The sequence below is a fragment of the Cognatilysobacter xinjiangensis genome (assembly GCF_014651995.1).
GTDB classification, from domain to species: domain Bacteria; phylum Pseudomonadota; class Gammaproteobacteria; order Xanthomonadales; family Xanthomonadaceae; genus Cognatilysobacter; species Cognatilysobacter xinjiangensis.
Map to the genome: position 1 here is coordinate 54,435 of NZ_BMXY01000004.1, position 24,692 is coordinate 79,126.

Annotated in this window: 21 protein-coding genes and 1 pseudogene; 12 read left to right on the forward strand and 10 right to left on the reverse strand. The window is 71.3% G+C overall.

Features of this window, described 5'->3' with window-relative positions:
• Positions 1 to 6: 6 nt before the first annotated feature.
• Together IE066_RS14900 and IE066_RS12665 are read right to left on the reverse strand one after the other, a co-directional pair.
• Positions 7 to 135 carry a hypothetical protein gene (locus IE066_RS14900; protein ID WP_268244887.1) on the reverse strand — a complete coding sequence of 43 codons (129 nt, stop codon included), beginning with the start codon at positions 133 to 135 and terminating at the stop codon, positions 7 to 9.
• 163 nt (positions 136 to 298) lie between these two features.
• The gene (locus IE066_RS12665; protein ID WP_189450497.1) at positions 299 to 883 is read right to left on the reverse strand and encodes a LacI family DNA-binding transcriptional regulator; all 585 of its coding nucleotides are present in this window, start codon (positions 881 to 883) and stop codon (positions 299 to 301) included.
• A 232-nt stretch (positions 884 to 1,115) separates the two neighbouring features.
• Between IE066_RS12665 and rpoH the strand changes: the two genes are divergently transcribed.
• The 4 genes from rpoH (at position 1,116) to IE066_RS12685 (ending at position 3,521) form a co-directional block, all read left to right on the forward strand.
• Complete coding sequence (rpoH, locus tag IE066_RS12670; protein WP_189450499.1) at positions 1,116 to 2,003, forward strand: RNA polymerase sigma factor RpoH; 888 nt, start codon at positions 1,116 to 1,118, stop codon at positions 2,001 to 2,003.
• 143 nt (positions 2,004 to 2,146) lie between these two features.
• Entirely contained in the window at positions 2,147 to 2,470 is a 324-nt protein-coding gene (locus IE066_RS12675) for a hypothetical protein (RefSeq protein ID WP_189450501.1), read from the forward strand.
• Entirely contained in the window at positions 2,470 to 3,063 is a 594-nt protein-coding gene (locus tag IE066_RS12680) for an RNA 2'-phosphotransferase (RefSeq protein ID WP_189450503.1), read from the forward strand. The genes IE066_RS12675 and IE066_RS12680 overlap by 1 nt, the downstream gene beginning before the upstream one ends.
• Entirely contained in the window at positions 3,063 to 3,521 is a 459-nt protein-coding gene (locus tag IE066_RS12685; protein ID WP_189450505.1) for a metallophosphoesterase family protein, read from the forward strand. Before IE066_RS12680 ends, IE066_RS12685 begins: the two co-directional genes overlap by 1 nt.
• Before the next feature lie 42 nt (positions 3,522 to 3,563).
• Here IE066_RS12685 and tal read toward each other — a convergent pair whose 3' ends face one another.
• The 4 genes from tal to IE066_RS12705 all read right to left on the reverse strand — a co-directional run bounded on the left by tal (position 3,564) and on the right by IE066_RS12705 (position 10,024).
• Positions 3,564 to 4,514: a transaldolase gene (gene tal / locus IE066_RS12690; protein WP_189450508.1), complete on the reverse strand. Its 951-nt coding sequence runs from the start codon at positions 4,512 to 4,514 to the stop codon at positions 3,564 to 3,566.
• Between the two features lie 56 nt (positions 4,515 to 4,570).
• Complete coding sequence (locus tag IE066_RS12695) at positions 4,571 to 6,577, reverse strand: XVIPCD domain-containing protein (RefSeq protein WP_229790811.1); 2,007 nt, start codon at positions 6,575 to 6,577, stop codon at positions 4,571 to 4,573.
• 32 nt (positions 6,578 to 6,609) lie between these two features.
• Positions 6,610 to 7,443 (reverse strand): hypothetical protein, encoded by an 834-nt coding sequence (locus tag IE066_RS12700; protein ID WP_189450510.1) that lies wholly within the window; start codon positions 7,441 to 7,443, stop codon positions 6,610 to 6,612.
• 370 nt (positions 7,444 to 7,813) lie between these two features.
• A complete protein-coding gene (locus IE066_RS12705) occupies positions 7,814 to 10,024 on the reverse strand; it encodes a primosomal protein N' (RefSeq protein WP_189450512.1) in 2,211 nt (736 codons plus the stop codon).
• A 442-nt stretch (positions 10,025 to 10,466) separates the two neighbouring features.
• Between IE066_RS12705 and IE066_RS12710 the strand changes: the two genes are divergently transcribed.
• Together IE066_RS12710 and IE066_RS12715 are read left to right on the forward strand one after the other, a co-directional pair.
• Positions 10,467 to 11,372, forward strand: a complete 906-nt coding sequence (locus IE066_RS12710) for a hypothetical protein (RefSeq protein ID WP_189450514.1) — start codon at positions 10,467 to 10,469, stop codon at positions 11,370 to 11,372.
• Positions 11,362 to 11,994, forward strand: coding sequence for a DUF3106 domain-containing protein (locus tag IE066_RS12715; protein WP_189450516.1), 633 nt, complete (start codon positions 11,362 to 11,364; stop codon positions 11,992 to 11,994). The genes IE066_RS12710 and IE066_RS12715 overlap by 11 nt, the downstream gene beginning before the upstream one ends.
• 1 nt (position 11,995) lies before the next feature.
• Here IE066_RS12715 and IE066_RS12720 read toward each other — a convergent pair whose 3' ends face one another.
• Complete coding sequence (locus IE066_RS12720; RefSeq protein ID WP_189450518.1) at positions 11,996 to 12,304, reverse strand: DUF4286 family protein; 309 nt, start codon at positions 12,302 to 12,304, stop codon at positions 11,996 to 11,998.
• Positions 12,305 to 13,370: 1,066 nt separating this feature from the next.
• Positions 13,371 to 13,665, reverse strand: a pseudogene (locus tag IE066_RS15010) (DUF3667 domain-containing protein); the annotation flags it as partial.
• Positions 13,666 to 13,753: 88 nt separating this feature from the next.
• Here IE066_RS15010 and IE066_RS12730 point away from each other — a divergent pair.
• From IE066_RS12730 to IE066_RS12745, 4 genes are all read left to right on the forward strand, one after another.
• Positions 13,754 to 15,172, forward strand: coding sequence for an MATE family efflux transporter (locus IE066_RS12730; protein ID WP_189450522.1), 1,419 nt, complete (start codon positions 13,754 to 13,756; stop codon positions 15,170 to 15,172).
• Between the two features lie 81 nt (positions 15,173 to 15,253).
• A complete protein-coding gene (gene sppA, locus IE066_RS12735; RefSeq protein WP_189450524.1) occupies positions 15,254 to 17,143 on the forward strand; it encodes a signal peptide peptidase SppA in 1,890 nt (629 codons plus the stop codon).
• Between the two features lie 118 nt (positions 17,144 to 17,261).
• Positions 17,262 to 20,270: an ATP-binding protein gene (locus tag IE066_RS12740; RefSeq protein WP_189450526.1), complete on the forward strand. Its 3,009-nt coding sequence runs from the start codon at positions 17,262 to 17,264 to the stop codon at positions 20,268 to 20,270.
• A 123-nt stretch (positions 20,271 to 20,393) separates the two neighbouring features.
• Complete coding sequence (locus tag IE066_RS12745) at positions 20,394 to 20,804, forward strand: response regulator (RefSeq protein ID WP_189450528.1); 411 nt, start codon at positions 20,394 to 20,396, stop codon at positions 20,802 to 20,804.
• Positions 20,805 to 20,807: 3 nt separating this feature from the next.
• Here the strand turns inward: IE066_RS12745 and IE066_RS12750 are convergent, their stop codons facing one another.
• A complete protein-coding gene (locus IE066_RS12750) occupies positions 20,808 to 21,035 on the reverse strand; it encodes a hypothetical protein (protein WP_189450530.1) in 228 nt (75 codons plus the stop codon).
• Between the two features lie 66 nt (positions 21,036 to 21,101).
• Between IE066_RS12750 and IE066_RS12755 the strand changes: the two genes are divergently transcribed.
• Entirely contained in the window at positions 21,102 to 21,881 is a 780-nt protein-coding gene (locus tag IE066_RS12755) for an SDR family oxidoreductase (RefSeq protein ID WP_189450532.1), read from the forward strand.
• Between the two features lie 77 nt (positions 21,882 to 21,958).
• Here the strand turns inward: IE066_RS12755 and IE066_RS12760 are convergent, their stop codons facing one another.
• Complete coding sequence (locus IE066_RS12760; RefSeq protein ID WP_189450534.1) at positions 21,959 to 22,246, reverse strand: KGG domain-containing protein; 288 nt, start codon at positions 22,244 to 22,246, stop codon at positions 21,959 to 21,961.
• 257 nt (positions 22,247 to 22,503) lie between these two features.
• On the opposite strand from IE066_RS12760, the gene IE066_RS12765 reads away from it, so the two are divergent.
• Complete coding sequence (locus IE066_RS12765) at positions 22,504 to 24,618, forward strand: transglycosylase domain-containing protein (RefSeq protein WP_189450535.1); 2,115 nt, start codon at positions 22,504 to 22,506, stop codon at positions 24,616 to 24,618.
• Positions 24,619 to 24,692 lie beyond the last annotated feature (74 nt).

Sequence of the window (24,692 nt, forward strand, 5' to 3'; positions counted from 1 at the left end):
GGCGCCTCAGCGCGCGCGGCGGCCCGGACGGGACAGCGCCCGCGCCAGCCAGACGCCGCCGAGCACGGCGATGGCGGCCGCCGACACCAGCAGCAGGGTGACAGGCGCGTGGTCCAGGGAGAGCTGCAGGATCATGCGGCCATCATAGACGCGGACCGCTGCCGGCCGGGGTCGCGGCGTCGGCAGTCTTCAGCTTGGGCACGCGGGCGATGCGAGGCGTCGCGGCGCCGGTACCGTGACGTCGCCCGAACGCGCGTCTAGCCGCCTGATCGAGGCGGCATTCACTGCATGGTCGGGCTCAGGCCGGCGCCGGTTCCGCGGCTGCCGGCGGCACCGGCGTCCCGCCACCGATCTTCCGCATCAACTCGTCGACCAGGGCACCGCCCGTCGCCACGCCGTGCCCGGGCGGTGCCGCGTAGCCCACCATCGGGATGCCCGAACGCGCCAGCACCGCCCGCCGCTCGCACGCGGCGTGGTCTTCGCCGTCACCGAGCAGGATCAGCCCATCCGCCCGCGTCGGGTCGCCGTAATCGATTTCCCACCCGTCCGAGCGCTGGCGGACCGCCACCAGCAGTTCGCGGTGACGCGCCTCGCAGGCCCGGCTGATCGGCCCCAGCAGCGCCAGGAATGCCGGGTCGACGCGCGGCCCGTCGGACGTGGCCGACTCGAACAGCAGCAGCGCCAGCAGGCCCGAGCTGCGCGTGCGCAGGCCGGAAGCACGACGGTCGACCCGGTAGCCGAGCTCGCGGACCACCGCCTCGACCCGCCGGCGCGTCTCCTCGCTCACCCGCGCGCCGCCGCGCAGCACGCGCGAGACGGTCGCCTGCGATACGCCGGCCCGGTAGGCGATGTCGAAGGAGGTCGGCCTGGATCGCGTCGTCATGCGGGATCGAGTGTAGTGGCCGCCGGCGGCCGTGGCCGACCCCTGCCATGGGTCATGGCTGGAAAAGCCGCTTCGACGCCCGCATGGACATGGTTCAGGCCGGTGCGGCCGGTTTTACCCGCAGTGAACGGGTCGATCGGCATGATTCGCTGTTATTCGTGCCATGAATGCAACGCTTCGGAACTTCCGGACCCTTTAGCAGTCCAAGTACCCGACTGCTAACCTAGAGCCTATGACCACGACAGCCACCACTGCTCTCGTCACCAACAACCTCCCCGTGCCCTCGATGGCGGCGCTGAGCCCGCTCGGCTCGCTCGAGGCCTACATCGGTGCGGTCAACCGCATCCCGGTGCTGAGCGTCGACGACGAGCAGGCGCTCGCGCGCCGCTACCGCGACCACGAGGACCTCGACGCCGCCCGCGAGCTGGTGCATTCGCACCTGCGCTTCGTGGTGCACGTCGCCCGCGGCTACAACGGCTACGGCCTCGGCATCGGCGACCTGATCCAGGAAGGCAACATCGGCCTGATGAAGGCGGTAAAGCGCTTCGACCCCGACCAGGGCGTTCGCCTGGTGTCGTTCGCGGTGCATTGGATCCGCGCCGAGATGCACGAGTTCATCCTGAAGAACTGGCGCATCGTGAAGGTCGCGACGACCAAGGCGCAGCGCAAGCTGTTCTTCAACCTGCGCAAGAGCAAGAAGCGCCTCGGGTGGATGAATGCGGACGAGGTGCGCGCGGTTGCCGCCGACCTCAACGTCTCCGAGCGCGAGGTGCTGGAGATGGAGTCGCGCCTGTCCGGCCGCGACATCGGCTTCGACATGCCCGACGACGGCGACGAGGACGGCCCGCCGAGCCCGGTCGCGTATCTCGCGGCGCAGGGCGAGGACCCCTCGCAGCTGTACGAGCGCGAGGACGAGGAAGGCAGCCAACTCAGCGTGCTGCGCGAAGGCCTCGCCGAACTCGACGCGCGCTCGCGCGACATCATCAAGCGCCGCTGGCTCGACAGCGAAGCGAAGGTGACGCTGCAGGAGCTGGCCGACGAGTACGGCGTCTCCGCCGAGCGCATCCGCCAGATCGAGGCGAACGCGCTCAAGAAGATGCGCGCGCTGTTCGCGGCCTAAGCGCTCCCGCACGATGTTCTGGTGGGCGGCCCGGGAAACCGGGCCGTTCGCATTTGCGGGGCACGCGTGGCACGACGCACCGCCGCTCACGCGCCATGCCGACGCCGTCGGCTATACCGATGCACTCCGTCCGGAGCACATGCATGGAACCGTCGCCGCCCGTCCATCTCGATCCCGCGACCGCGGCCGGCGAGGTCAGCCTGCGCTTCGACCGCTGGTTCGCCGAGCACCAGTTGCAGCTTCCGCCCGAGACGCGCGCGCAGTTCGTACAGATGGGCGTGGAAGCGCTGGAACGCTGGCCTGACCGCTCGACCGGCGACGTGCTCGACGAGCTGATCTCCGAACTCGATCAGCGCCTGTTCGCGATCGCCGAGGAGCAGACGCGTGCCGGCCGCGACGATCGCGAGCCACGCCGCGGCGCGTCCGGTCTCGGTCGTTTCTTCCGGCGCCGCGAACGCCCGCACTGATGCGGCCCGAGCGGGTCCGGCAGAGCCGCTTCCTCAGCCGCGTGCTGCGACATGCGCCGGACGCGATCGATCTGTCGCTCGACGACGCCGGTTGGGCCGACATCGACGCCTTGATCGCGCAGGCGAACGCGCATGGCGTGGCGCTCGACCGCGTCGCGATCGACGAGATCGTCGCCGCCAATGACAAGCAGCGCTACGCCATCGACGACAGCGGCACGCGCATCCGCGCGCGGCAAGGACATTCGATCGCGGTGGATCTCGGACTCGTGCCGGTCGAACCGCCGGCGCGCCTGTTCCACGGCACCGCGACGCGGCACCTGCGCTCGATCCTGCGCGACGGCCTGCATCGTGGCCGCCGCATGCACGTACACCTGTCTACCGACGCGGACACGGCGCGACGCGTCGGCTCGCGACACGGCATGCCCGCGGTGCTCGGCGTCCGCGCGCATGCGATGCATGCGGCCGGCCACGTGTTCCTGCGTGCGGAGAACGGCGTCTGGCTGGTCGATCGCGTGCCGCGTGGCTTCATCGAGTACCCGCTCGCGGGAGCCGGGTCATCGGTGCCGGCAGAAACGACGGACGAAGCGTCGTGATGCACATCGGCCTGATCTCCGACACGCACGGCCTGATGCGCCCCGAAGCGCTCGATGCGTTGCAGGGCTGCGAGCGCATCCTGCACGCGGGCGACATCGGCGATCCGGCAGTCCTCGATGCGCTTGGCCGCATCGCGCCGGTCACCGCCATCCGGGGCAACAACGACACCGCGGAGTGGGCGCGCGAGCTTCCCGAAACGCGCGTATTACGGCTCGGCGAGGTCGCCGTCTACATGATGCACGACCTCAAGGAACTGACGGCACGGCCCGCGGGCGCGCCCGTCGACGTCATCGTCGCAGGACATTCCCACAAACCGCTGGTCGAAACGCGCGACGGCGTGTTGATCGTCAATCCGGGCAGCGCGGGGCGCCGACGCTTCCGCCTGCCGATCACCGTGGCGCGGCTGCGTATCGATGGCCGCCGTGTGGAGGCGGCCATCGTCGAGCTCGACGTCTGACGCGCGATACGCGAGGCGGCCCGCGGGCCCCGTCGCTGTCGATCAACCGAGGCGCGCGGCGAGCCGCTGTTCCAGCTTCACCTGGTCCTGCGCGAACTTGCGGATGCCCTCGGCGAGCTTCTCGGTCGCCATCGCGTCCTCGTTGTGCTGCCAGCGGAACGCGGGCTCGTCGATGCGCGCGGGCGCGGCCTCGCGTGCGCCATCGTCGACCAGCGCCGGTTGCAGCGCCGCATCGCCGGCCTGCAGCTCGGCGAGCAGCTCCGGCGAGATGGTCAGGCGATCGCAGCCGGCGAGCGCCGTGATCTGGCCGGTGTTGCGGAAGCTCGCGCCCATCACCACGGTGTCGTAGCCGTGCCGCTTGTACCACTGCCAGATGCGCGTGACCGACTGCACGCCCGGGTCGTCCTGCGGCGTGGCCGGCTTGGCTGCGCCGCCCGCGATGTGCCAGTCGTAGATGCGGCCCACGAACGGCGAAATCAGGAATACGCCGGCCTCGGCGCAGGCCACGGCCTGCGCGAACGAGAACAGCAGCGTGAGGTTGCAGTGGATGCCTTCGCGCTCCAGGCGCTCGGCCGCGCGGATGCCTTCCCACGTCGAGGCGATCTTGATCAGCAGGCGGTCGCGGCCGATGCCCGCGGCTTCGTACAGCTCGACCAGGCGGTGCGCCTTGGCGACCGTGGCCTCGCTGTCGAAGCTCAGGCGCGCGTCGACCTCGGTGGAAACGCGGCCCGGGATCAGCTTGAGGATCTCGCCACCGATGGCGACGGCGAGGCGGTCGGACGCGTCGGCGATGCGGGCGTCGCGATCCGCGCCCTGCGCGTCGGCGACGGCGGCCTCGAGCAGCGGCGCATAGCCGGGCAGGCCGGCGGCCTTGAGCAGCAGCGAGGGGTTGGTCGTGGCGTCGAGCGGACGGAAACGGGCGATGGCCTCGATGTCGCCGGTGTCGGCGACGATCGTGGAGTGCTGGCGGAGGGATTCGAGAAGACTGGTCATGGCGCGATTGTCGCCCAGACCGCGGCGCCGTCCTATGAAGGCCGGCGCCGCTATCGCTACTGCGCGAGTACGGGCGTGGCCGCCTGCCGCTGCTGCGCGTCGAGCTGCCGCGCCTCGCGGTTCGCCGCCACCTGCTGCAGTTGCTCGGTGCTTTCGAGCATCGGCTGCGCCGCGGCCTGTCGCGTGCTGATCGCGTCGGTCGTGATGTTGAGGCCGGGCTCGTCGCGCAGCGCACTGACCTGCACGCCGCGCACCAGCGTGATGTCGCGATTGAGCTCGACGCGGTCGACTCGGGTGATGCCCTCGCGCAGGCATTCCACGGCGAGGGCACCCGCGATGCGCGCGCTGTGGGGGCCGGGTGCGATGCCCTTCGCGCGCTCCTCCGCCTGCACGCGCTCCAGCACCTGCGCGTACAGCGCGTGCTGCGGGTGGGACGGATGGCTCAGCAGCGCGAGCTCGGCGCCCGCAAGCGCCGTTGCCGTTTTCCGCCCGGCGACGCCAAGGCCCTCGAGTCCGTGCTCGCGCTGGAACGCCTGCACGGCGAACCGGGTGTTGTCGCCGAAGTCGCCGTCGACCTCGAGCGGCTTGCCGTCCCTGCCGCGATAGCCCAGATCGGCGAGGCGCTGCTGCAGCGTCGATACCGCAGGGCCTTTTTCGCCGTGCCGAAGGACGCCGTCGGCGTCAGCGGGCGGGACTGCCGGCCGCGGCACCGATGCAGCAGGCCGTTCCGCCTGCACCGTCGCCGCGTGCTCGCGGCCGGCGGTCGCCGACGCCTGCGCATGCAGCGGCGCCCGCACGTGGAATTCCGGCTTGGCGCGGAGGGCGCCGACGATCACTTGGTTGTGGCCGTCCCAGTAGGCCCCGGGCCTCACCGTGACCAGGGCCGGTCCGCTGCTCACCTGTGACCCGATGAACTGGATGTGGCCGTTGGCGTCATAGCCCTGGAAGATGCCGACATGCTGCCCGGTGCCGCTCTTGTCCTTGAACATGAGGATGTCGCCGCGCTGCAGTGAGCCGTTGGGCCGTCGGGCCTGATCCGCTGCGACCACGTCGAAGTGTCGCCGGGCATAGGGCGTGACATCGCGGCCGTTAAAGAGGTCGCGTGTCGTGAACGCAGCTGCGGGCACGTCGTAACCGGCGTTGCGAAGGCCACGCCAGACGAAGGACGAGCAGTCGACGCCCTTGCGCCCATCACCGTCGAGGTCGCGCTCGTTGCGGCTCTGGTCGGTGCGGCCATCACCACCCTCGTTCGGCCTGCGACCGGTGTCCCCGCGCCCGTACTCGAAGCGCTCGCGGCCGTCGATGAAATGCAGACGGGCCTCGTTGTAGATGGCAGCGCGGTTCTGCATATCAGAAGCGGCCGGCGCCGCGTGCCGCATAGGTGGCGGTACGGATTCCTGCCGAGGCGGAAGGGCGCCGAGCGCGGCCGCGTAGCTCGCGTAGTCGTCCATCTTGGCCCCCATCACGCGATAGGCGTCCTCCAGCGTGCGGTTGCCATCGCCATAGAGGGCGGGGTTGCCGCGAATGACCTTCGCCGACAGTACGGCGGTAACCGGCGCCCTTGGGTTGTTCCGCAGTGCTTCGAGGAACTTCGGGCCGTCGCCGCTGCCGAGGTTGTGGAGGGCGTAGACATTCGCGTCGGGATCCGGCCCGCCGAGTGCGCGCCCACGCGCAATGTTCTCGCGTGTGAATTCGGCGAGCATTGCGGCCTGTAGCCTCGGATCATTCCTCAGTGCTGGCGCATTGGCCTGCTCCTCGGTCATGCGCGCCGCGTTGGCGACACCGTACTTCTCCCCATGACGATGGATCACGTCGAGCCAAGTGTCCTTGGTGAACTGGCCGAGGCCATAGGCCGAGGACAGAGCCATCGTCCCATCGAACTGCCTGATGACATTGCGCTCAGGATGGCTGCGGCTGATGGGTCGTGCGTGCGTGTCGAACCCTGACTCGAAGCCCGCGATCTTGACCAGGATCCCGGGGTCGACGCCGGCATTGCGGGCGGCTTCTGCGAGAAGCTCGCGATTCTGTTCCCAATGACGGTCAATGGCCTTTGAATTCGGCATGGAACGATCCTTCGTTTGCCAATAGCGGGTTGTTAGAACGATTCGGGCATCGAATAGCGCTTCGCGCCTACCTCGAATCGCAGTACGCGCGAGTCGAGCCTTTCGTTCTTTCGGTACTTCGTGACCGTGACGGGATACCAGCCGTTTTCCGCCTTTTCGCTGCCGATCGCGATCCGGTACTCCACGTCCTGATCATCTTCGACGTACTGCGGGATCCCGCCCACGTCCATGAAGGTTTTGCCGACCGGTGCGACCAGCGAATGGGTCGCGGTCGTGGTGCCCTGAGCCGTGCCACCACTGCTGAACACCCAGCCATGGACGTTCGTGCCCAAGGCGACGAGGTCGGCGTTCACGCATCCGCAGTCGCCGGCGCTGCCGAAATCCATTCCCTTGCGGAATGCGGTAACCGTGGCTTTTCCATTGGGCGCGACGCTCAGGCGAAACGCGTCGAACATGCCAGGATCGACCGCGCCGTAGCGGTAGGCGGCATTTCCCTGGATGTCTGCCGCGCTGGCGGTCGCGACGTAAATGATCTGGCGACCTTCTTCTAGGACCGCGCTGGGGGGCAGAGGTCGCATGCAATAGGCCATCGCTGCCTCGCCGTCGCCGTAGGTCGCCTTCCAGCACTGGTGCTCGGCGTCGAATCCTTCGGGATATTGCGCGCGGAGCAGATCGTCGACGAGGTGATTGAGGCGCTCGGACGGCAGCGACGTCGTCTGGGGTGCGTCAGAAGGAGCACCTGTCGCCGCCACGGCGTTCGGCGTCGCCGGCGGAGTCGATTGCGTCGGCGCCGTTGATCCGTCGCAGGCCGCGAGAGCGAGGGCAACGACCGACGCCAGGTACGCACGTTGGAAGAGGCTGTTCATCTGTGCAGTGACCGTAGGTTGAGAGTGATCGAATAGAGAACGCGACCCGCCACCGCTCGTGGTGTCGCGACGGGCGCGGGCGGAAAGATCGTGCGATCGCGATGTCACCGGTGGCACGAAGCTCGCAGTCACTGGGCTGCGTTCTTGAGGTGCAGTTCGCGCGCGTCGTCGATCCGCCGAACGCGCGGAATCGCTGCGTCTGCGCGCTTCCAGGCGCCCGTTCGATGGGGGGCGCGGTCGAGGGAATGCGTCGTCTGCCAATGCGGGCGCGTACCGTCACTGGAGTAATCGCCATCGCGGCGTTCGATGTGGCGGTGCGTCGTCGTTCCATCGTTTCGCATGACCCTGTCCTTGGGCGTATGCCGGCATCCTAATACAGGTCGACCGGATCCACGTCCAGCGACCACCTCACGCGCCGGGCCTCGGGCAGTTCGCGGATGGACGGCAGTGCGGCGTCGAGGGCGGCATGCAGGGCGGGGCGGGCGTTCGAGGACACGACGAGCTGCGCGCGCTGGTAGCCGGCACGGCGAGGCATGGGGGCGGGCAGGGGGCCGTGCGTGGTCAGCACGGCGCCGGGCGACGTGGCTTCGAGATGCGCGCGCACCTGCACGAGGAAGGCGTTGGCGACGTCCATGTCGCGCGCTTCGGCGCGGAACATCGCCATGTGCGCGAAGGGCGGGAACTGCACTTCCTCGCGCAGCGCGAGTTCCTCGTCGGCGAACTGCGCATAGCCGCCGGTGAGCAGCGTGTGCAGCAAGGGATGTTCGGGATGATGCGTCTGCAGCAGCACTTCGCCGGGGCGGTCGGCGCGACCGGCGCGGCCCGATACCTGCACCAGCAACTGCGCGAGTTTTTCGGGTGCGCGGAAATCGGCGGAGAACAGGCCTTCGTCGATGCCGACCACGGCGACCAACGTGAGCCCGGGAAGATCGTGGCCCTTGGCGAGCATCTGCGTGCCGACCAGCAGGCCCGGTCCTTGGCCGAGCGCTTCGATATGCCCGACCAGCGCGTCGCGGTTGCGCGTCGTGCCCTTGTCGATGCGCACGACGGGCACCTGCGGGAAGCGCGCGGCGAGCGTCTCCTCCAGCTTCTCGGTGCCGGCGCCCTGCGGTTGCAGCGCGAGGCCGCCGCAATCCGGGCAGGCATCGGGCGATCGCTTGGACGCACCGCAGTGATGGCACTGCAGCCGGCGGCCCTTCGCGTGCACGGTCATCGACGCGTCGCAGCGCGGGCATTCGGCGCTCCAGCCGCAGTCGTGGCACAGCAGGACAGGGGCGTAGCCGCGGCGGTTCTTGAACACCAGCGCCTGGCCGCCGGCTTCGAGCGTGCGCGAGAGCGCATCGATCAGCTCGTTCGACAGGCCGGCATCGAGCGCGCGCTTGCGGATGTCGATCACGCGCACGGCCGGCGGCTTGGCCACGCCCGCGCGCTTGCGCAGGTGCAGGTGCGTGTAGCGTTGCGTGCGAGCGTTACGCAGCGATTCCATCGACGGCGTCGCGCTGCCCAGCACGATCGGCACGTTCAACTGCGATGCGCGGTAGATGGCGAAATCGCGCGCGTGGTAGCGGATGCCGTCGAGCTGCTTGTAGCTGCCGTCGTGCTCCTCATCCACGACGATCAGGCCGGCATCGGGCAACGGCAGGAACACCGCGCTGCGCGTGCCAACCACCACGCGCGCCTGCCCGCGCAGGCAGGCCGCCCACGTGCGTGCGCGCTCGCCGTCGGACAGGCCCGAATGCAGCGCGTACACCGGCACGCCCAGGCGCGCGCGGAAACGCGCGAGCGTCTGCGGCGTCAGGCCGATCTCCGGCACCAGCACCAGCGCCTGTTTGCCGCGCGCGAGGCAGTCGGCGATCGCGTGCAGGTAGACCTCGGTCTTGCCGCTGCCAGTGATGCCGTCGAGCAGGAAGGCGCCGAACGCGTCGCGCGAGGCGAGCAGGGCGTCGATCGCGGCGCGCTGTTCGTCGTTGGGTTCGGGGCCGGGCTGCGCGGGCGCGGTGGCCGGCGTCATCACCACCTGCTCGACCAGGCCGCGGCCGTCGAGGCTGCGCAGCGCGGCGCGCCAGTCGTCGAACAGACTGTCGAGCTCGTCCTCGGCGACCTCGCCCTGCGCGAGGCGCTCGGCGAGGCGGCGTGGGCGGCCGGGTCGCAGACGCGGCAGCGCGTCGACACCGGCGGCGGACAGGCGCCAGCCGAGGCGGTCTGTGTGCGGCAGCGGCTCGCCGTGGCGCAGCAGCGTGGGCAGCGCGGTGGCGACGACCTCGCCGAACGGCTCGTGGGTGTAATGCGCAAGCCAGCGCAACGAGTCCCAGAGTTCGCCGGCCAGCAGCGGCGTGGCGTCCAGGCGCTCGAGAGCAGGCTTGAGGTCGGCGCCGTCGTCATCGGCCGGGCCGACCGCGGCGATCACCCCGATGCGCTCGCGGCTGCCGAAGGGCACCCGGACGCGGCAGCCCGGCACGGCGCCGTCGTCGCCCTCGATGGGGCGGTAGTCGAACAGGCGCGGCAGCGGCAGGCCGCCGATCGCGACCTTCCACACCGCGCGGGTGGGGTTCGAGGGCGTCGGGGGCGGGGTGACCGGCATGGGTCGCAGTCTAGGTCGAGACGGGTCCGGCGGCGGCCCCGAGCTTGGATCGCATTGCTCGCGCCGCGATCATGAATCGAACGTAAGTGCCCGTCCCCACAGGGGAACGACCGTTATCCACACGCCGTGTGGATAAGTCTGTGAATGGACTGTCGGTCGATGTGCGCGAGCCCGTCACGGCACGGAGCGGCCACAGGTTGGCGAAAAAATCGCCACCTCGGATATTCGTAATTATTTCAATGGCTTGTGCGTGAAACACGGCGACCAGGCTAGCCGCGATGCGTCGCGCGGGCTGCGAATGACCGGAAAATGACGGCTGTGCACAACGTGTCCGGCCGCGGACCCGCGTCACACAAGGGCGGGAGGCCGACACGGCCGCCTGTCAAGCCGTCGCAGGGGCAGGTCCGGGCCGGTGGACGGTGGTCGCCGCTATCATCTCGACATGTCCCCGACCGTCCCGACGCCGACGCCGGACCTCGCCCGGCCGGCCGCGCTGGCCGCGTTCCTGCGTGGCATCGAGCGCCGCGCGGCGGTGCTCGCGGAGCTGCAGGCCGGCGATCCCACGATCGGTGATGCCGCGCTGACCCGCGCCATGGCCGCCTTCCGCGAGGAGGCGGTGGACGCGCCGATGGCCGACTGGCCGCGACGCTTCTGGTGCGCACTGCTCGCGCAGCCGGCGCTGCGGCGCGCCACCCGCGCCCGCCCGCCCGCGTTCGTGCCGGCCTGCTCGCCGGCCGTGCGCGCGGCGCTGCTGCTGCGCCTCGCGGCCGGGCTCGACGAGGCGCAGGCGGCCGCGGTGCTCGACGTCGCCCCCGGCAGCCTGCGCCGCGCCGTGCTGCGTGCCCTCCCGGTACTGCCGGATGGCGCGCCCGACGCGGCGGCCTGGATGCGGCTGCAGGCCGACGTCCAGGCCCGCATCCGCGGCCTGCCGACCGAACGCTCGCTGCGGCTGGCGCGCATGCGCGAGGGTGCTCTGGCCGGTCGCACCGAACGTTTCTTCCCGCGGCATGCGTTCTGGACCGGCCATCGCATCGCGGCCGCCGCCGTCGCTGCGGTCACGCTCGTCGCGCTCGCTGCCTCGTTCTGGGCCGACGCGCCGCCCGGCCCGGATGTGCGCATCGTCGCGCTGCCGCCGGCCGGCCAGCCCGCCAGCACCTATTCGCGCACCAGCGGACTGATCGCGCATCCGGATTTCGACCTGCTGGCCGATCCGGCCGCGGAGCGGCTGTCCCGCGACGCCGCCTTCCTCGCCTGGACGATCGGTCACGTGCCGGTGGCCGAGGTGGTCCCGGTGCCGGCAGCGACGGTGGACGTCCCCGAATCGGAGTCCAGCTCGGATGCGCCGTAAGCCCGCGCTGGCCGCGGTACTGGTCGTGCTGGCCACCGGCGCCGCGATCGCGCAGGACGTGCCGCGCGACCTGCGTCCGGTGATCGCGCTGTTGCAGCCGGCGCAGCGCGCGACGCTGCAGGCGCGTGCCCGGCTGTGGGCGACGTGGACGCAGGCCCAGCGCGATGCGTTCGCCGCGCGTGCCGACGAGTGGGATCGACGGCCACTGGCCGAGCGTGGCGAGCGGCGGGCCGCCTGGCAGGCTTTCGGCGCGCTGCCGGACGTCGAACGCCGTCAGCTGCGCGATGCTGCCGTGCAGTTCGCCTCGCTGGACGCGGCCACGCAGCGGTCGCTGCGCGCGCAATTCGACGAACTCGACGCGAGTGCGCGCCACGGCTGGCGACTCGGCCCCGTGCTGGGCGTCGACTACCCGCGCCTGCAGCCGCTGCTCGCACAGGTGCCCGCCGACGAGCGCGAGCCGCTGCTGCGCACGCTGCGCGCGATGAATGCGGTCGAGCGCGACAAGCTCGCGGTGCTGGTGCAGCGCACGCCGCCGGCGGCGCGCGAGGCGCTGCGGCGCGAGCTGGTGTCGACCTCCGACGCCAACCGCGCCGGCTGGCTCGCGCTGCGGCTGGAGCGCTGACTCAGCGAGCGAGGTCGAGCGCGCGCATCACACGACGCTGCGCGCGCATGCGCCCGCCGAAGCGCGCGATGCCGTCGGCGCGCAGCCGCGGCGCGTGCTCGCGCAGATACGCCTGCAGCGCGGCCTCGTCGACCAGGTGGTAGTGCATGCACACGCGCAGCGTGTCCGGCGACGCCGGATCGACGACCTCGAACACGTCCGCGCGGGCGAATCCGGGCAGCGCGAGGATCTCCGCCACGTGCGGACCGAGCCAGCGCAGGTAGTCCTCGCGTATGGCCGCATCGACGTCGGCACTGACTTCGTAGACCACCGCGTTCATTCGCCCCCCAGGAACGGCAGCAGCGCGGCGAACGTGGCCGCGAAGCCGAGCAGGAACTGGTAGGCGCCTCCGATCAGCAGGTACTTCACGATCGTCTTCGGCCAGCCCTGGCCGTAGACGCGCTTCTGCATGATCAGCAGATAGACCGGGATGTAGATGATCACGAAGGTCATCAGCAGGTAGAACAGCGCGCCGAGCGGCTGCACCACACTGCTTCCGATGCCCCACAGCAGGAAGATGGCCATCATCGCCATCAGCAGGAAGGCATGGCTGTAGAGCGCGACGACCAGATGCTCGAGCACGCCATGGCGGCGGCGGATGTAGAACAGCCGCAGCAGCAGCGCGAACACCGGCATCATCAGGAACAGCGCGGTGGGCAGCGCGGCGACGAACGCCTTGAGGAAATTGCCTTCTTCGCTCGTGTAGCGCTTGAAGTTGTTGGCGATGGTCTCGAGCTTGTGGTTGAACAGGCGGTCGCCGAACGCCGGCAGCCAGTTCACGTCGGCGGGATTGGTTTCGGGATGCCAGCGCTTCGTCGGATCGCGGAGCGTCGCCGTGCTCATGCCGCGCACGAATTTGTCGATGCCGCCTTCGACGTCGGGCGTCTTGTCCTCGTCCTCGTCCCTGGTGCTTGCCGCGGCCTCCGGCGTCGACGCGGCGTCGCGCTTCTCCGTCGCAGGCGAGGTCGGCGCGGTACCGGCCGCGGCTGTCGTGGACGTGCGCGCATCGGTCGACACTTTGCCCGCGTCCCCGTTGACGGCCGCGGGTGCTTCAGTGGCGCCTTGCGCGCGCAACTGCGCGATGCGGATCTCGGCGTCGGCACGGACCTTCGCCTCGGCGCGCTGCATGCCCTGCGCGGCGATCGGCAGCATGCCGACGGCACGCTGGCCTTCGGCGATGCCTTCGAGCGCCTTGTCGCGCTGGCGGACGACGTCCTCGATGGTCTTCGCGTCCTCGAACGTGGTGCCCGGCTCCTTGTCGAAGCGGATCTCCTCCTTGGTTGGCGTCTCGTTGCCGCCGATGCGGACCACGCCGCCGTCCGGTGCGCCGTACACCAGCCGCCCGACGAAGAACGTCAGCACGGTCAGCACCACGAACAGGCGCAGCGGCGGGATGTAGCGCACGCGCTGGCCGGCGAGGTAGTTGCAGGCCACGCGCCCGGGCACCAGCAGGTCGCGCAGGGTGCGGAACACGCGGCCGTCGAGGTGCCAGAACGATTCGAAGACGTCCTCGATCGCATGCGCGACGTTGCGCAGCGGGTTGTGCGAGTTCTGCCCGCAGGCATGGCAGTACGTGCCCTGCAGGACGGTGCCGCAGTTCTCGCAGGCGGTCGGTGTATCGGCGGCGTGCATCGCGCTCCCCATCGCGTGTGGCCTGTATTGCAGCACGTCGACGCCGCGGCTGCAGCCGTGCTGGCGGCTGCACGCGCACGGCCCTACGATGGCGCGCCGCGCGTCCGAGGTTCCCGTGTCCGCGCCAGCGCCATCGGCCCGCCCGTTCCGCCACGAGATCCGCCGCACCGCGACGCTCGCCGCGCCGCTGGTGGCCGGGCACGTGTCCACCGGCCTGATCGGCTTCGTCGACAGCTCGATCGCCGGCCAGCACGGCACCGCCACGCTGGCCGCGGTGGCGGTGGGCACCGCGCTGTTCTGGCTGCCGATGATGGTGCCGATGGGCACGCTGATGTCGATGCCGCCGCAGGTCTCGGAGCTGGACGGCGCCGGCCGTCGCGAGGCGATCGGCCCGCTGTTCCGGCAGTCGCTGTGGCTGGCCTTCGCGCTGGGCCTTGCGATGTTCGCCTTCCTGACCTTCGCGCCGGCCGCGCTCGCGCCGTTCGGCATCGCCGCCGACATCGTGCCCGGCGCGACGGCCTTCATGCACGGCATCCGCTGGGGCGTGCCGGCGCTGACCTGTTACCTCGCCATGCGCTACCTCGCCGAGGGCCTGCACTGGACGCTGCCGACCATGCTGCTCGGCGGCGGCGGGCTGCTCGTGCTCGTGCCGCTGGGCTACGTGCTGACCTTCGGTGCGCTCGGGCTGCCGGAGATGGGCGCGGGCGGGCTCGGCATCGCGTCGGCGGCGATGATGTGGCTGCAGGCGCTGGCCTTCGCCGTCGTGCACGCGCGCTCGCGGCGCATGCGCGACATGCATGTGTTCGGCCGCTTCGACCCGCCGGACTGGCCGGTCATCCGCGGCCTGCTCGCCACCGGCCTGCCGATCGGCGTGACCGTGCTGATGGAGGGCAGCCTGTTCATCGTGACCGCGCTGCTGATCGGCCGGCTCGGCCCGGTGCCGGCCGCCGCGCACCAGATCGCCATCAACGTGGCCAGCCTCGCCTTCATGGTGCCGCTCGCGGTGGCCGAGGCGACCACGGTGCGCGTCGGCCATGCGCTGGGCCGGCGCGACCCCGCCGCGCTGCGCCGTGCCGCGCTCGCCGGCTACGCGATCGTGCTGGGCACGCAGGCGCTGGCCGCGCTCGCGATGCTCGTCGGCAACGACGCGATCGTCTCGCTGTACACGCACGACGCGGCGGTCGCCGCGCTGGCGGCCTCGCTGCTGCTCTTCGCCGCCGCGTTCCAGTTCCCCGACGGCATCCAGGTGCTGTCGGCCGGCGCGCTGCGCGGGCTGCGCGATACCCGTGTGCCGATGCTGCTGGCGGCGTTCGCCTACTGGGGCATCGGCATGCCGCTGGGCGCCACGCTGGGCCTCGGCCTTTTCGGGGCGCCGGTGTGGGGGCCGCGCGGGATGTGGACGGGCCTGATCGCCGGGCTCACCGTCGCCGCCCTGCTGCTTGGGCTGCGCTTCGCCCGTGCGAGCCGGCCCGAGCGCGTCGCCCGGGCCCGCGCGGCCACGGGCTGAACGGCCCGGTGACGTCCGGGACATGAAGAACCCGCCCCGGGCCGGTAACCTGTACCTGCATATTTCCGAGACATCTTCCCCATGAATTCCGTACGCCGCGGCCCCGTCGCGAGCTTCTTCGTCGGCCTCTGGGACGTGATGAACTTCACGCGCCGGCTGATCCTCAACATCCTCTTCTTCGGCCTGCTGCTGCTGGTGCTGATGATGGTGCTGGCCTCGCTGGCGGCCGGCAGCGGCCGCCCGATGCTGCCGCGCACCACGCTGGTCATCGCGCCGGAGGGCAACCTGGTCGAGCAGTACACCAGCGACCCGGTCAGCCGTGCGTTCGCCAAGAGCATGGGCGGCCGCAGCGGCGAGCTGCAGCTGCGCGACGTGCTGCGCGCGCTGGAAGCCGCGCGCCGCGACAAGAACATCGAGCGCGTCTACCTGCACGTCGACGACCTGCAGGCCGGCGGCATGGCCTCTCTGCGCGAGGTCGCCGACGCGATCGCGCGTCTGCGCGCCGACGGCAAGCAGGTGGTCGCGTTCTCCGAGCAGCTCGACCAGAAGCAGTACCTGTTGGCCGCGCAGGCCGACGAGGTCTACCTCGATCCGATGGGCGGCGTGGTGCTCGAAGGCCTGTCGCGCTATCGCCAGTACTTCCGCGAGGGCCTGCAGGACAAGCTCGGCGTCGACGTGCACCTGTTCAAGGTCGGCACGTTCAAGTCCGCCGCCGAGCCCTACGTGCTCGACGCCGCCTCGCCCGCCTCGAAGGAAGCGGACCTGTTCTGGATGAACGACGTGTGGCAGCGCTACCTCGGCGACGTCGCCCGGGCGCGCAAGCTCGACGTCGCGCAGCTCACCGCGTCGGTCAACGACCTGCCGGCCGGCGTCGCCGCCGCGCAGGGCGACCTCGCCCAGCTCGCGCTGCGGCAGAAGCTGGTCGACGGCCTGAAGACCCGCCAGCAGGTCTGGGACCTGCTGCGCGAGCGCGGCGCGGCCGACGACAACGCCGAGGGTGGCTTCCGCCGCATCGAGCTCGACGACTACCTCGCGCACCTCGACAACCGCCTGCAACAGGTGGTGCCCGAGAAGCACGTCGCGGTGGTGGTGGCCGAGGGCGAGATCACCGGCGGCGACGCGCCCCCGGGCACGATCGGCGGCGATTCCACCAGCGCGCTGCTGCGCGACGCGCATGACGACGACAACGTCGCCGCGGTGGTGCTGCGGGTGAACTCGCCGGGCGGCGAAGTATTCGCCTCCGAACAGATCCGTCGCGAGGTCGACCGCCTGAAGGCCGCCGGCAAGCCGGTGGTGGTGTCGATGGGCGACGTCGCCGCCTCCGGCGGCTACTGGATCAGCATGAATGCCGACCGCATCTATGCCGACCCGTCGACGATCACCGGTTCGATCGGCATCTTCGGCGTGATCCCCACCATCCCGCGCGCGCTGGAGAAGATCGGCGTGCACACCGACGGCGTCGGCACCACGCCCTACGCCGGCGCGTTCGACCTCACCCGCGAGCTCGACCCGCGCGTCGGCCAGGTGATCCAGGGCGTGATCGAGAAGGGCTACCGCGACTTCACCGGCCGCGTGGCCAAGGCGCGCGGCCGCAGCGTCGAGCAGATCGATGCCATCGCCCAGGGCCGCGTGTGGAGCGGCGCGCAGGCGCGCGAGCGCGGCATCGTCGACGCGATGGGCGGCCTGCAGGTGGCGCTGGACGACGCGGCGCAGCGCGCCAGGCTCGGCAAGCGCGGCGACTACCGCGTGCGCTACATCGAGAAGACGCCGACGCCGTTCGAGAAGTTCTTCACGGGCTTCGCGCAGAGCCGCATGGGTGCCGGCCTGCTCGCCGAGTCCGACATGGCGCGCGCGCTGCTGGCGAAGGCCGCGCCGCAGGCCGCACGCGACCTGCGTTTCCTCGAGGCCTCCGCGGCCGAGCGCCGCGGGGCGCCGGTCATGGCGGTGGCCTACTGCTTCTGCGGGCTCTGAGCCCGGCAAGCGAGGAACGAGGCGGCTTCGGCCGCCTTTTTCCTTGGTGTCGCGACGTCACCACGATGCACACGCCGGGCTTGGCTATAGTCGGTGCCTCGCCCGGCCCGCGGCCTCCATGCCTTCCGATTCCCCCGACGCAACGCCCGCCGCCGCCCAGGCCCTGCATCGACTCGATTTCCTCGCCCGTGCCGGCGAAGTGCTGGCCTCGTCGCTGGATTACGAAAGCACGCTGCAGCACGTCGCCCAGCTGGCGGTGCCGGAGCTGGCCGACCTCTGCGTGGTGGACATCGTCGACGACGGCGTGCTGCGCCGCGTGGCCACCGCGCACGTGCTGCCGGCCAAGCGCGCGCTGCTCGAGGAAGTCGCGCTGCGCAACCCGCTGCCCGAATCGCCCGCGCCGGCCGGGCATGCGCTCGCCTCGCGGCGCACGCAGCTGTTCGAGGACTTCCCGCCAGACCTGGTCGACGCGCTCACCCGCGACGCCGAACATGCGCGGCTGGTGGCGGCGATCGGGCTGCGCTCCTACATCGCCGCGCCGATGATCGCGCACGGCGACGTGGTCGGCGTGCTGAGCCTTGGCATCACCGAATCGACGCGCCGCTACGATCGCGACGACCAGCTGCTCGCCGAGGAACTCGCGCGCCGCGCCGCGCTGGCCATCGAGAACGCGCGGCTGTACCGCAGCGCGCAGCACGAGATCGAGCAGCGTCGTCGCGCGGAGGCGGAGCTGCGACTGTCCGAGCAGCGCTTCCGCGCGATCATGGAGCAGTCGCCGCTGTCGACGCAGCGCCTCGCGCCGGACGGCAGCACCCTCGGCGTCAACCGCGCGTTCGAAGCGCTGTGGGGGCTGGGGCTGGCTGAGCTTGACGGCTACAACGTGTTGCAGGATCCGCAGCTGGCCGAGACGGGCCTGGCGCCGCTGATGCGCCGCGCCTTCGACGGCACGCCCACGTACCTGCCCGCGATCGCCTACGACCGCCGCATCAGCGTGCCCGGCGCGGGCGACGCCGACGATCCGGATCCGGTGCGCTGGGTCAGCGCGTTCGCGTATCCGGTGCGCGACGACGAGGGCGCGATCCGCGAGGTGGTGCTGGTGCACGACGACGTCACCGAGGCGCGTCGTGCCGAGCGCCGCCTGCGCGAGAGCGAGGACCGCCTGAGTCGCGCGCTCGCCGTCGGCGGCATGGTGGTCTGGGACTGGGACCTCGCCACCGGCCACGTCGAGTGTTCGGTCAGTGCCTGCGAGGTCTTCGGCACCGACATCGGCCCGCGCGAGGTGTTCCTGCAGGCGTTGCATCCCGACGACGTGGCACTGATGCACGAGGCCACCGCGCGCGCGCTCGAAGGCGATGGCATGTTCGGGCCGATCGAGTACCGCCTGCGCCCACCGGGCGGCGGCGAGCGCTGGGTGCAGACCAGCGGCACCGTCGAATACGGCGCCGACGGCAAGCCCGTGCGAATGCTCGGCGTCACGGTCGACACCACCGCACGCCGCCTCGCCGAGGAGGTCACGCGCGTGTTCGCCGATGCCGGCGAGATCCTCGGCGCCTCGCTCGATTACGCCACCACGCTCGAAGGCCTGGCGCGCGTGGTGGTGCCGCGCCTGGCCGACTGGTTCGCGGTCGACCTGATCGACGATCGCGGCGAGCTGCAGCGCGTGGCGGTGTACCACCCCGATCCCGCGCACCAGGCCATGGGCCGCGAACTCTTCGAGCGCTACCCGCCGCGGCGCGGCGACGGCGGCGAATGGCGCGCGATCGAGACGCGCGAGCCGGTATGGGTGCCCGACATCACGCCGGCGATGCTGCGCGGCAGCGCCCGGAACGCCGACCATGCCAGCCTGCTGCTGCGCCTGGACCTGCGCTCCTGCATCCTCGTGCCGCTCCTCGCGCGCGGCACGGTGATCGGCGTGCTCACGCTGGTGCATTCCGACAGCGGGCGGCACTACGCCGAAGGCGACGTCGCGATCGCGCTCGACCTTGCGCGCCGCGCGGCCGCGGCGATCGACAACGCCACGCTCTACCACCAGCTGCAGCACGAGCACCGCCGCAAGGACGAGTTCCTCGCCACGCTCGCGCATGAGCTGCGCAATCCGCTCGCGCCGATCCGCACCGGCCTCGCGCTGCTGGAATCCACCGACGACGCGGCGCTCGCCGCGCGCACGCGCGCCGTGATGTCGCGCCAGCTCGGCCACATGGTGCGGCTGATCGACGACCTGCTCGACCTGGCGCGCGTGACCCGCGGCACCATCGAACTCAAGCGCCATCCGGTCGACGTCGGCACGCTGGTGGCCGGCGCGGTGGAGGCGAGCCGCCCGCTGCTCGACGCCGCCGGCCTCGACTTCGCGATCGACGTGCCCGAGCCCGGCCGCCTGCTCGATGTCGACGACACGCGGCTGTCGCAGGTGCTCACCAACCTGCTCAACAACGCGGCCAAGTTCACGCCCACGGGCGGGCACGTCGCGCTGCGCGTGCGCACCGCGGGCGACCGCCTGCGGCTGGAGGTCAGCGACGACGGCCTCGGCCTCGCGCCTGCGCAGGTCGAGCGCATCTTCGAGATGTTCGTGCGCGGACGCGGCTCGGATGCGCATGGCGGATTGGGCATCGGCCTGACCCTGGCGCGGCGTCTGGTCGAACTGCACGGCGGGCGCCTCTGGGCCGAGAGCGACGGCCCGGGCCGCGGCAGCCGCTTCGTTGCCGAGTTGCCGGTGGTGATCGAGCCGAGCGCGAGCGCGCCCGCATCCGACGACGGGGGCGCGGCGCGCGCGCAGGGCAGGCGGGTGCTGGCGGTCGACGACAATGCCGACGCGCTGCTGATGCTGGAGGCGCTGCTGGGGCTGGAGGGCTACGAGGTGCGCGGCGCCGGCGACGGCGAATCCGCGCTCGCGCTCATCGACGAGTTCGTGCCCGACATCGCGCTGCTCGACATCGGACTGCCCGGCATGAGCGGCTACGAGCTCGCCGCGCGGCTGCGCGCCGACCCGCGCACCGCGCGCGCGCGGCTGATCGCGCTCACCGGCTGGGGCCGCGATGAGGATCGTGCCCGCGCGCATGCGGTGGGCTTCGACGCCCACCTCACCAAGCCGGTCGATCCGCCCGTGCTGCTGCGCCTCATCGCCGGCTGAGCGGCCGAGGCTGTTCGCGCGCTGAACGCGCCGTCGCGGCGCGGCCGTGTTTCACGCGCGCTATGGCCGCTGCACGGGAAAGTCGCCGCATAGAGGTCACGCGCGGCCCGCGCCGCCATTCCGATGAATACCGACACGCCCGGCAAGGCGATCCTCATCGTCGAGGACAATGCCGACATCCGCGATACCTTCCGCACGCTGTTCGAGCTCGAGGGCTTCGACGTGCGCCTCGCCGCCAACGGCGAGGACGCACTGCATCGCCTCGACGACGAGCCCGCGGCGCCCTGCCTGATCCTGCTCGACCTCGCCATGCCGGTGATGGACGGCTGGCAGTTCCTCGACGTGCTGCGCTCGCGCGAGGACGGTGGCCACATCCCGGTGACGGTGCTGAGCGCGAACGTCGACGCCACCGTCTCCCGCGACCTCAAGGCGCGCTACGGCTGCCGCGTGCTGCGCAAGCCGGCGTCGATCGACGCGTTGCTGGGCATCGCGCGCAGCTGCCGCGACCCCGACGCGGCCGACGCGACGGGCTGAGGCTCAGGAGCCGGCTTCGGCCTGCTCGATCGCCGCGTCCTGCGCCTTCGCGGCGGCATCCACCGCGTCCTGCGCGCCGCGCGCCTTCCGCAGCGGGGCATCTATCGCGCGCTTCAGGTCGTCGTGCCGCGCGCTCGCCTGCGGCTCCACCGGCGTGTCGCGCTCGGGCACCTCGGGTTTCGAACAGGCGGCGAGAAGGGCGAGTAGCGCGACGGCGGGTACGCGGGGCATGGCGGTCTCCGGCGGACGGGGGCGGTACGTGCCCGGCTATCCTACGCGCCACCCGCCGGAGGCCGCATGGACGACACACGCTGGAGACTCGATGGCCGCCTCGCGCTGGTGACCGGCGGCAGCGCCGGCATCGGCCGCGCGATCGCGAGCGAACTGCTGGGCTTCGGCGCCGACGTCATGCTCGCCGCGCGCGACGGCGATGCGCTCGACGCCGCGCGCGCCGACCTCGCCGACGAATACCCCGACCGCCTGGTCATGGCGTTCACCGCGGACGTGGGCATCGACGAGCAGCGCCGCGAGCTGCTGGACTGGGTCGAGGACCAGGGCGAGGGCGAGCTCGACATCCTCATCAACAACGCCGGCGGCAACCTCAGCAAGCCCTCGACCGACTACGCCGACGACGAGTGGCGGCAGATCTTCGAGGTCAACCTGTTCTCCGCGTTCGAGCTGTCGCGCTACGCGCATCCGCTGCTGACGCGGCATCCGCAGTCCTGCATCGTCAACGTGGGCAGCGTGTCCGGGCTGACCCACGTGCGCACCGGTGCACCCTACGGCATGGCCAAGGCGGCGCTGCACCAGATGACGAAGAACCTGGCCTGCGAATGGGCCGACGACGGCGTGCGCGTGAACGCGGTCGCGCCCTGGTACATCCGCACGCGGCGCACGGCGGGAAAGCTGGCCGACGCCGAGTACCTCGACGACGTGCTGCTGCGCACCCCGCTCGGGCGCGTGGGCGAGCCGGAGGAAGTCGCGGCGGCGGTCGCCTTCCTGTGCCTGCCGGCGGCGGGCTACATCACCGGCGAATGCATCGCCGTGGACGGCGGTTTCCTGCGCTACGGGTTCTGAGCCAGGATCGCGTCCCGAAGCCCAAAACGTGAAAAGCGCCCCGCGGGGCGCTTTTCGTTCAATCGGGCGGTGTGCCCTCAGCCCATGTCGCGGCCACCGGCGTTCATGCCGCCGGACAGGTCGCGCGACGAGCCGCCGGCGTTCATCCCGCCACGGTTCTCGTTGCCCGCGGCCGCGTTGTTCTGGTTGCGGCGGTTGCCGCCACCCGAGGCCTCGCCGCCCTTGCGGCCGATCGCGGCCATGTGCTCGCGGTCCTGGCTGACCGCGGCGCCGCCCTTGCGGGCGATCTCGCGTTGCTCGCGCGGATCCATCGCCGCGAAGCCGCGGTTGCTGCGTCCGCCGTTGTTGCCGTCGTTGTTCGCCATGTCCAAGCTCCTTGTCTGCGACGCGCGGTCGCCAATGGGGGAAAAGAGGTCGGGTTCCGCTTTCGGTCCGGGCGATGACGGTCCATCGCTCCGATCCGTGTTCGATCCTAGGCAGCCGGCTGTTAGCCGCCGGCTTGGATGTGGTGAAAGCCCGGCTAACGCGATTCAGCTGTTTCAGCGTGATCGTGTCGGCATCTACACGCGCGACGATGCGGTCGCGACTGTCGCGATCACGCGCGGGGTGGTACACCGTCGCCATGCCGAAACTGCCCCATGACGAGGACGGCGCCGCGCCGCCCCCGCCGTCCACGCCCGCGTCGATCCCGTCCACCCCTGGCACGCCACCATCGCCCCTGCTGCAGCGCCGCGCCGTGCGCATCGCCCTGGCGGTGCTGGGCGTCTTGTTGCTCCTGTTCGCCTGGTTCGCATGGCGGCTTCCGCTGGACCGCGCGCTCGAGCCGCTGCCCGATCCCATGCTCGTGCTCGTCGACCGCAACGGCGAGGCGTTCGCGCGGCGCGGCGCGGTGAAGGAGGCGCCGGTCGACGTGACGACGCTGCCCGCGCACGTCACCGGCGCGATCGTCGCGATCGAGGACCGGCGTTTCTACAAGCACCTCGGCGTCGACCCGCGCGGCGTGGCGCGCGCACTGATGCGCAACTGGCGCGCCGGCGGCGTGCGCCAGGGCGGCTCGACCATCACCCAGCAGCTCGCCAAGACCGCGTTCCTCGAGCCCGACCGCACGATCCGCCGCAAGGTGCGCGAGGCGCTGATCGCGCTCTACCTGGAGACGCGGCTGGACAAGGACGAGATCCTGTCGCGCTACCTCAGCTCCATCTATTACGGCGACGGCGTCTACGGTCTGCGCGCCGCGGCCAGGCACTACTTCGGCAAGGAGCCGGAGAAGCTCTCGATCGGCGAGGCGGCGATGCTCGCCGGGCTGGTCAAGGCGCCGAGCAAGCTGGCGCCCACGAACGACCGAAAGGCCGCGCTGGCGCGCATGCGCGTGGTGATCAAGGCGATGGTCGACGCCGGCGTGATCACCGCGGCCGAGGCGAAGAAGGTGCGCGATCCCAAGGTGCTCAAGCCCGGCGACCGCCTCACCGGCGGTACCTGGTTCGCCGACTGGGTCGCCCCGCAGGCGCGCGAGGCCTTCGACGCCGACTACGGCGAGGTGCGTGTCACCACCACGCTGGACGCGCGCATGCAGAAGCTCGCGCAGCGCGTGGTCAAGCGCTGGCTGGCGACGGAAGGGCGCCGGCTCAACGCCACGCAGGCCGCGCTGGTGGCCATGCGCCCGAACGGCGAGGTGCTGGCGCTGGTTGGCGGCCGCAACTACGCGCAGAGCCAGTTCGACCGCGTCACCCAGGCCCATCGCCAGCCGGGCTCGGCCTTCAAGCTCTTCACGTACATGGCCGCGCTACGTGCCGGCGCCACGCCGGACACGCTGGTCGACGACTCGCCGATCGAGGAGGGCGACTGGAAGCCGTCCAACTACGACGGGCGCTACCAGGGCCGCATCCCGCTGCGCGACGCGTTCGCGCGTTCCAGCAACGTCGCCGCGGTGCGGCTGGTGCAGCAGGTCGGGCCGGATGCGGTGGTGCGCGCCGCGCAGGACCTCGGCATCCGCAGCGAGCTCGGCCGCGATCCGTCGATCGCGCTGGGCACCTACGAGGTCACGCTGATGGAGCTGACCGCGGCGTACGCCGCGTTCGCGCAGGGCACCACGCCGGTCACCCCGCACGGCCTGCCCGGTGCGAAGGTCGCGCCCGCCACGCCGCTGGACCCGGGCCTGCGCGCGATGATGCTGGACATGCTGTGGCAGGTGGTCGAGCGAGGCACCGGCCGCGCCGCGCGCCTGGGCGGCGAGCCCACGTTCGGCAAGACCGGCACCACGCAGGAGCATCGCGACGCGCTGTTCGTCGGCATGACCGGTGACCTGGTGATCGGCGTGTGGGTCGGCAACGACGACGGCACGCCGATGCGCGGCGTCACCGGCGGCTCGCTGCCGGCGCGCATGTGGCGCGACTTCGCCTCCAGCGCCGTGCGCATCGCCCCGCCGGGCGGCGCCGTGCTGCGCGTGGAGCGCGCGCCCGCGCCGGCGCCGATGGTGCTGCCCGACGATTCGCTCTACGGTGGCGAGGGCGAACTGCCCGAGGTGGTCGACGAGCTGCCCGAGGATGCCGTGCCCGTGGAGGAGCCCCCGCTGTCGGAGGAGCCCATCGACGTGCAGCCCGTGCCGGTGCAGCCGGTGCCCGCGCCGCCGGTCGCCGCGCCTCCCGTTGCCGCACCGCCGGCCGCGCCGCCGGTGCCGATACCGGCCGAGCCGGTGCCCGTGGAGGTGCCGGAGCCGGTCGAGGTGATCGAGGGCTAGCGACGCGCGGCGACTTCGCCCGTCGGTTTGTCGGGCGAGGTCCTCGCATCGTTCGACACGCGCTGGCCCGTGTT